This is a genomic window from Streptomyces sp. NPDC046939, assembly GCF_040644575.1.
GTDB lineage: Bacteria > Actinomycetota > Actinomycetes > Streptomycetales > Streptomycetaceae > Streptomyces.
Map to the genome: position 1 here is coordinate 1 of NZ_JBEYWV010000068.1, position 9,329 is coordinate 9,329.

A 9,329-nucleotide genomic window follows, 5' to 3' on the forward strand; every position below is an offset into this window, starting at 1 on the left:
CCGCGCCTCAGAGGGCGCCCACGTGGACGCGCGTCTGAGGTGGCGCACGAAGTGCGCACCTCAGGGGCGCGGGGAACTGCGCGACCAGCCACCACGGCGCCGCACCCGGAGCACTACAGCAACTCCCTCAACCTCTCCGCCAGCAGATCCCACCGCCACCTCTCCTCGACCCAGGCCCGCCCCCGCTCCCCCATCGCCCTCCGCAACTCGGGGTCCAGCAACAGCGCCACGATCCGGTCCGCCGCATCCTCAGGGACGCCCCCGCGGACGACCCACCCCGTCTCCCCGTCGAGCACCGCGTCAGGCGCGCCCCCGGAGTCACCGGCGACCACCGGCAGCCCCGTCGCGGACGCCTCCAGGTACACGATTCCGAGCCCCTCGACGTCCAGCCCCCCGCGCCGCGTCCGGCACGGCATGGCGAACACGTCACCGGCGCCGTAGTGCGCGGGCAGCTCACTCCACGGCACGGCCCCCGTGAAGCGGACCGAGCCGTCGACCCCGGTGGACCGCGCCAGTTCCCGCAGCTCCTTCTCGTACGGCCCGCCCCCGACGATGAGCAGCACCGCGTCCGGCACGGCGGCCAGGATCCGCGGCATCGCGAGGATCAACGTGTCCTGCCCCTTGCGCGGGACGAGCCGCGACACGCACACCACGACGGGCCGGTCCGTGAGCCCGAGCCGAGCCCGGACGGCGTCCCCTCCCGACCCCGGGTGGAACGTCTTCTCGTCGACGCCGGGCGGCAGTTGCACCATGCGCTCGGCGGCCGCGGGCGTCAGCGCCGCCGCGATGCGCGAGCGCGTGTACTCGCCGAGATAGGTGATCGTGTCCGTGGACTCCCCGATCCGCCTCAACAGGCCCCGGGACGCGGGGAGTTGGGCCCATCCCGCCTCGTGCCCGTGCGTCGTCGCGACGATCCGCCGCGCCCCGGCCCGGCGCAGGGCGGGCGCCATGAGGCCGAGCGGCGCGGCGGCCCCGAACCACACCGACGTACAGCCGTGCTCGCGCAGCAGCCCGGCCGCGCGCCGGGTGACGCGGGGGGTCGGCAGCAGCATCGTCGTGGGGTCGCGTACGACGGTGAACGGCTGCTCGGCGTCGAACGCGGCGGTCGCCTCGGCGCCCTCCCGGCCCCGCTTCCACGTGGAGGCGTAGACGACGAGGCGTTCGGGGTCCAGGCGCAGCGCCATGTTGTGCAGGAACGCCTGGATGCCGCCGGGCCGGGGCGGGAAGTCATTGGTCACGACGAGCGTCTTGTTGTGGTGCATCGCCGCCGACAGTACCGAACCGCCCGGCGCGCGTACGCCACGCCGTCCGCCTCCATGGCCACAGCACAGTGGCGCCCGGCATGATGGGTCGGATGAAGACGCGAAATCCCGTGGCGGCCCTCGCCGTGTGGGCCCTCACCAGGACGCTGTTGCTGCTGTGCGTCTTCAAGGTCGTGGTGGTGCCGGGCCCGGACGTGACGAGTGACGTGTCCGTGATCTACCAGGGCTGGTACGACGTCCTGCGCACGGGCACGTTCCCGCTGGACGACGTCACCTGGCAGTACCCGCCGGCCGCGGCGGCCGCGCTCCTCTCCCCGGCGCTGCTGCCGTTCCTGTCGTACCCGTCGGCGTTCTTCCTGCTCGCGTTCCTCGCGGACGCGGTGGTCCTCCTGATGCTCCTGTACGCGACGGAGCGGGGCGGCATGGCGCGGCGGGGCCTGTGGGTGTGGGTGGCGGGTCTGCCGCTGCTCGGGCAGACGGTGTACGCGCGCTACGACGTGATGGTCGCCGCGGTCGCGGTCGCGGCGTTGCTCGCGGCGGTGAGGCACCCGAGGGCGGCGGGGGTGGTGGCGGCGGTCGGCGCGATGCTGAAGGTGTGGCCCGCGCTGCTGCTGCTCGGTGTCCGGCGCGGCCGGGCGACGCGGGAGGCGTGGGGCGCGGCGGCGCTGACGGCGGGCGGGCTGGCGGTGGCGTTCGCCGTCGCCATGCCGGGCGCGTTCGCGTTCCTGACGTTCCAGCGGGACCGGGGCACGGAGGTCGAGTCGCTGGGTTCGCTCGTCTTCCATGTGGCGCGGCGGTTCGGCTGGTCGGGGACGGTGCAGCTGAACTACGGCTCGGTGGAGTTCCTCGGCCCGTACGTGGACGTGGTCAGCGCGCTCGCGCAGGTGCTGACGGGGGCCGCGTTGGGCTGGCTGGTGCTGTGGCGGCTGCGGGCGCGGTCGTGGCGGCCGGCCACGACCGCCGACGCGGCGCTGACGGCGGTGCTCCTCTTCACGACGACGAGCCGGGTGATCAGCCCGCAGTACATGTTGTGGCTGGTGGCGCTCGCGGCGGTGTGCCTGCTGTTCCGTGACAGCCGGATGGCGGTGCCGGTGGGGCTGGTGCTGGCCGCGACCCTGGTGACGTTCCTGGAGTTCCCGGTCTGGTTCGCACATGTGGTGGCCAGTGATTCCCTGGGCCTGACCCTCCTGCTGCTCCGCAACGGCCTCCTGGTCGCCGCCACCCTGACCGCCTGCCAGCACCTGTGGCGGGCGACGGTGACCGATCCCGGCCGGGCCGCGCGTGCGGCGCTCCCGGCGCAGCCGGCCCACGCGGAGCTGGGCGACGCGGCGCCTTCCTCCCCGCCTTCCTAACCGGCGAGCGCGGTACGGACGTAGGTCCGCCAGCGCGCCGTGAAGTCCTTCTCGTCGATCCCCAGCACGTTCTGCAGGGCGCTCTCCACGGCGCCCGCCCGCTGCCGGTGCTCGCCGACGGCCCGGTAGAACGCGTTGAGCTTCGCCTCGCCCCACCGCTCGGCGATCATTCGGCAGGCCAGCCATCCGGACTCGTACGCCTGCGCGAGCTTGCTGGAGTCGCCGGTGAAGCCGAAGTCGGCGTCGTCGGGCAGCGTGGCGGGCGGTGTGCCCTCCTGCACGGCCCGCTGGAGCTCGGGTGCGGCCTGTCCGGCGGTGCGGCCGGTGTCGCGGTAGCCGGTCCAGTCCGCGTACCCCTCCGACAGCCACAGCGGGGTCGCCGGTGAGGTCTCGGCGCGGGTCGCCACGTGCGCGGTCTCGTGGGTGAGCACCACCTGCTTGCCGAAGGCGCCGAGCACGCCGTACGCCTCCGGGTTGATGATCACCCGGTCCGCGGGCGCGCTGCCCGAGCCGCCCGCCTCGCCCGTGGTGACCGCGGCGATGCCCTGGTAGGCGGAGGCGGGCGAGCCGAGGAGCCCGCCCATGCCCTCCAGGCTCCTGGGGACGAGGACGACGACCTTGCGCGCCCAGCCGGGTCCCCAGGCATCGGTCACCGCGGGCACGGCGTCGTCGGCGATCCCGGCGTACGACGCGAGGACCGAGCGCTGCTGCCCGACGCCGAGCACGAGGCTGTGCGCGCCCTTGACCGCCGTGACCCGGCCCTGCTCCCAGAGCTGCTGCCCGGTCTTCTCGGCGGGCTCGTCGTCCACGACCCGCCAGCGCCCGTCCTGCCGCTTCAGGGTCAGCGTCCGCTCGGCGACGACCGGCGCCTCGTCGTACCCGTCGATGCGGTAGCGCAGCTCGGCGGAGGCGCTGACGCGCGAGCCCGATCCGCCGAGGGAGGCGAGCCGCGTCACCTTGTACGTCCAGGAGTCCAGCGGGACGGCGGCGAGGTCGAGGAGCAGATACGGGTCGGCGCCCCCGGTCGCCCGGTAGGCGGCGGAGTCCTTGTGCAGGACGGCGGCGGCCCGGCGGTCGAGGACCTGCTGCACGGCGGCCGTACGCGTGTCGGTGGGCGCGCTGTCCGTACCGCACCCGGCCAGGCCCAGGAGCAGGGCGCCGAGGGGGACGAACCACCCCGCCCTGCTCACCGCACGCCGTCGACCAGCCATCTTCCCGATCGTACGGCGTGCCGGGCGGGTGCGGCGGGGCTCGGGGCCCGTCTTCAGACCCGGGTCACCGAGGAGACCGGCATCATGCCGACGGGGTCGTAGCGCACGGGGGCGCCCGGGTAGGGCGCGTGGATGACCTGGCCGTTGCCCGCGTAGATGGCGATGTGGTGGGCGTCGGAGCCGTAGGCGACGAGGTCACCGGGGCGCGCCTGGGAGAGCGGCACCTGCCGCCCGGCGTACCGCTGGGCCTGCGAGGTGCGCGGCAGGCCGACCCCGGCCTGCCCGTAGGACCACTGCATCAGCCCGGAGCAGTCGAAGCCGGAGGGGCCGTTGGCGCCCCAGATGTACGGCTTGCCGAGCGCGGACTGGGCGGCGGCGAGCGCGGCGGCGGCGCGGGAGGAGGAGGCCGGGCCCGCGCCCGCGAGGTCGGGGCGTTCGCCGCCGCGCGAGGCACGCTCGTAGGCGGCGCGGTCGTCGGCCTTCATGGAGTTGAGCAGTCGCCGCGCCGTGGACAGCTTCGACTCGACGGCCCGCTTGTGCCGTGCCACGGTCTTGCGGCTCTGGAGCAGTGCGGCGAGGGTGCGGCGGGCCTCGGCGCGCTTCTGCGCCAGTTCGCGCTGCGCGTCCTGGAGTTCGGTCAGTTCGCCGGCCTGGCGGGCGCTGATCCGGTCGATGGTGCCGGCCCGGTCGAGGTAGCTCTCCGGGTCGGAGGAGAACAGCAGGGCGAGCGAGGGGTCCATGCCGCCGGAGCGGTACTGGGCGCCCGCGACCATGCCGAGCGCGTGGCGCATCCGGTTGATCCGGTCCTGGCCGCGGGCCACCTGGTCCTGTACGGCGCGCAGTTCGGCGCGGAGCCTGCCGGCCCGCTCGTCGGCCTTGTTGTACGCCTCGGTGGCGCTCTCCGCCTGCTCGTACAGGCGGTCCACCTCCGCCTTGGTGTCGGCGGGCCGGTCCTGGGGCGTGGCGTCCGCGGGGACCGCGCCGAGGGCGGCGGCGGCCGACGCGGCGGCCACGGTCAGGACGGTTGCGCGGGTGTTCCGGTCGAGACCCGTAGGACCGGGGTGCGCGGTGCGGCGATGGGACCCCACAGGCAGCCGTTTCCCTTCCGCTGGCGATGCGCTGACGGAGCGCTGACGAACCCCGTGATCGGGGAATGCGCGCCGACAGTAGCCGTGCGGTCACCGTCCGGCCAACGACCGTCCGGGGGCGCACAACGCGACGCCCCGCCTATGACGCAGGTCATGGGCGGGGCGTGGGGTCAGCGGAGGGAACCTGAATTCGCCCGAACGGGCGCGTTTTCGAGGGGCTTCGCGCGGGCCGAAAAGAGGCTCAGATGCGGACGCCGAACTGGAACGAGCCGATCGTGCTCATCGACTCGTAGCGGACGACGGCGCCGGGGTGCGGGGCGTGCAGCACCTGCCCGTTGCCCGCGTACAGGCCGACGTGCGCGAGGCTGTTGAAGAAGACGAGGTCACCGGGCTTGAGCTGGCTCATGCCGATCTTGGGACCGTCGTTCTGCTGGGTGTAGGTGGTGCGGGTGATGCCGACACCGGCCTGGTTGTACGCCCACTGGGTGAGGCCCGAGCAGTCGTAGGAGTTGGGGCCCGTGCCGCCGGAGACGTAGGGCTTGCCGATCTGGGTGGCGGCGGCGGCGAGGGCGGCGGCACCGCGCTGGGAGGCGGGCGCCTCGTTGCCGAGTTCGACACGGCTGGAGGAGCTGCGGCTGGCGCGGGCGTCCTCCTTGGCCATCTCCTGCCGCTCCTGCGCGGTCAGCGTGTTGAGCAGCTTCTGCGCGGCGCCGAGCTTGCTCTGGACCTGCTGCTTCTTCTTGCCGAGCTCGGTGCGGGTGTCGGCGAGGTCCTTGAGCTTCTCGGACGCCTCGGCGCGCTCCTGGGCGAGGGTGCGCTGCTTGTCCTGGACCTTCTTCAGCGACTGCAACTGCTGGGCGCTGAGGGAGTCGATCGTGGACGCCTTGTCGAGGTAGTCGTCCGGGTCGGCGGAGAGGAAGAGCTGGACGGAGGGGTCGATGCCGCCGGAGCGGTACTGCTGGCTGGCGAGCGAACCGAGGCCCGTGCGCAGCTCGTTGAGGTCCTCCTGGCCGCGGGCGACCTTGTCCTGGAGCTCGCCGATCTCCTTCTCGAGCTTCTGCTGCTTCTCCTTGGCCCCGTTGTAGAGGTCGGTCGCCTTCTCCGCCTCTTCGTAGAGCTTGTCGACCTTGGCCTTGACCTCGGCCTTGTCGGCCTTGGGAGCGGCGTTGGCCGCCTGAGAAGTGAGAGCCACGGCAGCGGCGGCGGTCGCGGTGAGCACGGTCACGCGGGTGCGGCTCGGCTGCTTGGGTCGACGGTGGGACGCCACGGAGGCGAGCTCCTTCTTCCTCCAGCCGCCCACAGACACCCGGTGGGCGGTTCCCCTCCACTGTCACACACCTCATGTGAGTGATCACCCGAGTGGAGGTTCGAGGCCTGACCATAGTGATGTTCTTGTGATCAGTTCAAATCCTGACGAGCAAAATCTCGTTCGCTCACCAGGTTCTTACCGCTCAACTCACGTGCGGTGATGACAGTTTGACCCTACGTTGCGTGAAGGTTTCGCCAATTCGGGCATACGGCACCGACGTTACGGGTGTGACGTATGGGACGTGAGGGTGTCAACCGCGCGAGAGGCGCTTCAGGAGCATGACCGACGCGACCGGACGCGCGCCCGCCTTCGCGACACCGTCGGCGACCTCACGGTCCGTCGAGACGACGATGACCGGCCGGCCCGGCGGCTCGGCCCGCACCAGCTGCCGAATCAATTCGTCAGCGGTGACTCCCGCCTTCGAGAACAGCACCCGGACCCCGCGCGGCGGCGCGAGCAGCACGGGCGCGGCCAGCTCCGCGCCGTCGAAGACACAGGTCACCTCGGCGCCGGTCTGCGCAGCAAGCTGGGAGAGGGAGCCGAGGAGCCGCAGCCGCTGCTTCTCCAGGGGCATCGTGGGATAGCCCGTCTTGGTCACGTTGTACCCGTCGACCACGAGATGGGCCTGCGGCAGCGCGAGCAGTTGGTCGAGGATGGCCGGGTCGTGCTCGTGCAGGGCGCGCGCCGCGATGTCCTTCGGCGTCATCCGGCCCGGCTCCACGGCGTCCACGGAGTCCGCGGGCCGCACGGAGACCGGCGGGAGGGCCAGCTCCCTGCGCAGCCCCTGAGCGGCCTCCAGGACCGTGTCGAGCAGCAGCCGTACGCGCATGTCCTCGACGCTGCGCCCTTCGCGGGCCGCCCGGCGCGACGCCTCCAGGTTCGCCTCGACCTCGCCGAGCCGCGCCTTGAGCCGCCGCGCCTCGCTCTCGGCGGCGGAGACCTGCGCCTGCCCCTCGGCCCGTACGGCGTCGGTCTCGGCCTGCGCCTTGCGGACGGCGGCCTCCCCGCGCTTCACGTCACTGAGCGCGGCGCGCAGCTTGCGGTGCACGGCGTCGGTCTCGCGCCGGGCCGCGTCCAGCTCGGCGCGCAGCCGCTCGGTCTCGGCCTTGGTCTGGGCCTGCGCCTCGGCGAGCCGCTCGCGCAAGGACTGGAGTTCGGCCCGGGTCTCCTCGTCGATCCGCTCGGCGTCGGCGCGCTGGGCCTCCTCACCGGCGGCGGCGACCAGCTTCACCCAGCCCGTGGGGCGCAGCACGTACGCGGCCGCGGCCACGTCCAGCGGGTCGGCGGCGGGCGGCGGCGACCCCGCCTCCAGCGCCTGGCACAGCTCGGGCTGGGCCTCGCGGAACCGCTCGGCGATCCGCTGGCGGAACAGCGTCTCGCTCTCCACGGCGGCGGCCATCGCGTTCCCGGCGAACTTCATCCGCCGGGTCGGGGTGAAACGCGCGTACTGGCGCAACTGCGGGGGCAGCTCGCCGACCATGAGGCCGCCGAAGCCGTCGGAGACGATCTGCACGACCCGCCGCCGCACGCCCTCGGGCAACGGCCGGTCGAGCACCTCGGCGGCAGGCTGCTCGGCATGCCCGGCCTCCCCGCCCGTGCTCTCCACCATCCGTCACCCCAAAGTCGCTGTGGGCCGCTCCCTCAGGAGTCGGCGCCCGGCCTGTCCACGAGTTCCACCTGGTCGACCGCGTTGCACCAGCGGCAGCGGACCGACTCGATCGTCTCACTGACCACGTCGCGCTCCTCGACCTTGGGCTCGCCCGCCAGGTCCAGGTGCACGTACTCCACGACCTGCGAGGAGCGGGTCACGTCGAACCGCGTGAGATTGCCGCACAGCGTGCAGCGCCAGCGGGTGGTGGCGGTCGGCAGGGGAACCGTCATCGGACTGTCGCCTCCGTGGTGCGTGATGCTTGCTTTATTGCCCGTAACCCTACGGCCTGCCGTGCACCGCCCGCTCCCCGCCTTGCGTCATGCTCTCCTTCATGATCGGCAACGGACGCGGCGCGATCGGCAGAGCGACCGCTTTCCTCAGAGGACACCCGGCCCCGGTCACGTACGGGCTCATCGCCGTCTGCTGCGTGACCTTCGTGCTCTCCCCGTCGTCCGGACTCAACCCCTCCTACGGCACCGGCGACCGTCTGCTCACGGCCCAGGCCGCCTACTTCGAACGCTGGGGCGTCCTGCCCGCCGAACTCCTCACGGGATCGCCCCGCGCCGCCCTCACCCCGGCCACGGCCCTCTTCGTCCACGGCAGCTGGGTCCACCTCCTCGGCAACATGCTCTTCCTGTACGTGTTCGGGGCGATGGCCGAGGAGCGCATGGGCCACCTGCCGTACGCGCTCTTCTACCTGACCAGCGGCTACCTGGCGCTCCTCGGGTACGCCATCGCGCACGCGGGCTCCGAACAGACCCTCGTCGGCGCCTCGGGGGCGATCTCGGCGGTGCTCGGCGCCTTCCTCTTCCTGTTCCCCGACGCGCGCGTGACGAGCGTCTTTCCCTTCCTGCTCTTCCTGCCGCTGCGCTTCCCGGCGTGGGTGGTGCTCCCGTTCTGGGTCGCGCTGCAATGGGCCGCCGCCTACCAGGACAGCCAGGGGCCCGGGGTCGCCTACCTCGCCCACCTGATCGGCTTCTCGCTCGGGTTCCTGTGGGCGTGGGTGCGCTACCGGGGCCGGGCTAAGGTGAAGGCAGCCCCAGCCACGGCCACCGAGGGAGACAGCCAGCCGTGATCACCGCGATCGTGCTCATCAAGACCAGCGTGGACCGGATCCCCGAGATCGCCGAGTCGATCGCGGCGCTCGACTCCGTCAGTGAGGTCTTCTCCGTCACCGGCACGTATGACTTGATCGCCATGGTTCGGGTGGCCCGGCACGATGATCTTGCCGAAGTGATCCCCGGCAGGATCAGCAAGATCCCGGGCGTCGAAGGCACCGACACGCATGTGGCTTTCCGCACGTACTCCCAGCACGATCTGGAGGCCGCCTTCTCCATCGGGCTAGACAGCTAAGACCCCGCCAGGGGCGCGGGGAACTGCGCGACCAGCCACGACGAAAGCCGCGGACGGCCTGGAAGCAGGTCACCGGTGAGGACATCTCGACCGGTACGCCGCT

At 72.5% G+C, this 9,329-nt stretch carries 9 protein-coding genes; 3 read left to right on the forward strand and 6 right to left on the reverse strand.

What is annotated here, in order from left to right:
* Positions 1-113: 113 nt before the first annotated feature.
* Positions 114-1,262 carry a glycosyltransferase family 4 protein gene (locus ABZ877_RS39450; RefSeq protein WP_361081474.1) on the reverse strand — a complete coding sequence of 383 codons (1,149 nt, stop codon included), beginning with the start codon at positions 1,260-1,262 and terminating at the stop codon, positions 114-116.
* A 92-nt stretch (positions 1,263-1,354) separates the two neighbouring features.
* On the opposite strand from ABZ877_RS39450, the gene ABZ877_RS39455 reads away from it, so the two are divergent.
* A complete protein-coding gene (locus tag ABZ877_RS39455; protein WP_361081477.1) occupies positions 1,355-2,614 on the forward strand; it encodes a glycosyltransferase 87 family protein in 1,260 nt (419 codons plus the stop codon).
* Here ABZ877_RS39455 and ABZ877_RS39460 read toward each other — a convergent pair.
* The 5 genes from ABZ877_RS39460 to ABZ877_RS39480 form a co-directional block, all read right to left on the reverse strand.
* Entirely contained in the window at positions 2,611-3,825 is a 1,215-nt protein-coding gene (locus ABZ877_RS39460; RefSeq protein ID WP_361081480.1) for a hypothetical protein, read from the reverse strand. The genes ABZ877_RS39455 and ABZ877_RS39460 overlap by 4 nt on opposite strands.
* A 53-nt stretch (positions 3,826-3,878) precedes the next feature.
* On the reverse strand, positions 3,879-4,913 hold the full coding sequence (locus ABZ877_RS39465; RefSeq protein WP_361081482.1) for an NlpC/P60 family protein: 1,035 nt from the start codon (positions 4,911-4,913) through the stop codon (positions 3,879-3,881).
* Between the two features lie 241 nt (positions 4,914-5,154).
* The gene (locus ABZ877_RS39470) at positions 5,155-6,180 is read right to left on the reverse strand and encodes an NlpC/P60 family protein (protein WP_361081485.1); all 1,026 of its coding nucleotides are present in this window, start codon (positions 6,178-6,180) and stop codon (positions 5,155-5,157) included.
* Positions 6,181-6,472: 292 nt separating this feature from the next.
* On the reverse strand, positions 6,473-7,831 hold the full coding sequence (locus ABZ877_RS39475) for an NYN domain-containing protein (RefSeq protein ID WP_361081488.1): 1,359 nt from the start codon (positions 7,829-7,831) through the stop codon (positions 6,473-6,475).
* Between the two features lie 32 nt (positions 7,832-7,863).
* Entirely contained in the window at positions 7,864-8,103 is a 240-nt protein-coding gene (locus ABZ877_RS39480) for a hypothetical protein (protein WP_361081491.1), read from the reverse strand.
* A 101-nt stretch (positions 8,104-8,204) separates the two neighbouring features.
* Between ABZ877_RS39480 and ABZ877_RS39485 the strand changes: the two genes are divergently transcribed.
* Together ABZ877_RS39485 and ABZ877_RS39490 are read left to right on the forward strand one after the other, a co-directional pair.
* Positions 8,205-8,948: a rhomboid family intramembrane serine protease gene (locus tag ABZ877_RS39485; RefSeq protein ID WP_361081494.1), complete on the forward strand. Its 744-nt coding sequence runs from the start codon at positions 8,205-8,207 to the stop codon at positions 8,946-8,948.
* Entirely contained in the window at positions 8,945-9,226 is a 282-nt protein-coding gene (locus tag ABZ877_RS39490) for an Lrp/AsnC ligand binding domain-containing protein (RefSeq protein ID WP_361081497.1), read from the forward strand. The genes ABZ877_RS39485 and ABZ877_RS39490 overlap by 4 nt, the downstream gene beginning before the upstream one ends.
* The last annotated feature ends 103 nt before the right edge of the window (positions 9,227-9,329 follow it).

Coding starts and splice junctions, on each gene's coding strand:
- ABZ877_RS39460 (WP_361081480.1), bottom strand. CDS start 3,825: ATGGCTGGTCGACGGCGTGCGGTGAGCAGGGCGGGGTGGTTCGTCCCC.
- ABZ877_RS39485 (WP_361081494.1), top strand. CDS start 8,205: ATGATCGGCAACGGACGCGGCGCGATCGGCAGAGCGACCGCTTTCCTC.
- ABZ877_RS39475 (WP_361081488.1), bottom strand. CDS start 7,831: ATGGTGGAGAGCACGGGCGGGGAGGCCGGGCATGCCGAGCAGCCTGCC.
- ABZ877_RS39480 (WP_361081491.1), bottom strand. CDS start 8,103: ATGACGGTTCCCCTGCCGACCGCCACCACCCGCTGGCGCTGCACGCTG.
- ABZ877_RS39455 (WP_361081477.1), top strand. CDS start 1,355: ATGAAGACGCGAAATCCCGTGGCGGCCCTCGCCGTGTGGGCCCTCACC.
- ABZ877_RS39450 (WP_361081474.1), bottom strand. CDS start 1,262: ATGCACCACAACAAGACGCTCGTCGTGACCAATGACTTCCCGCCCCGG.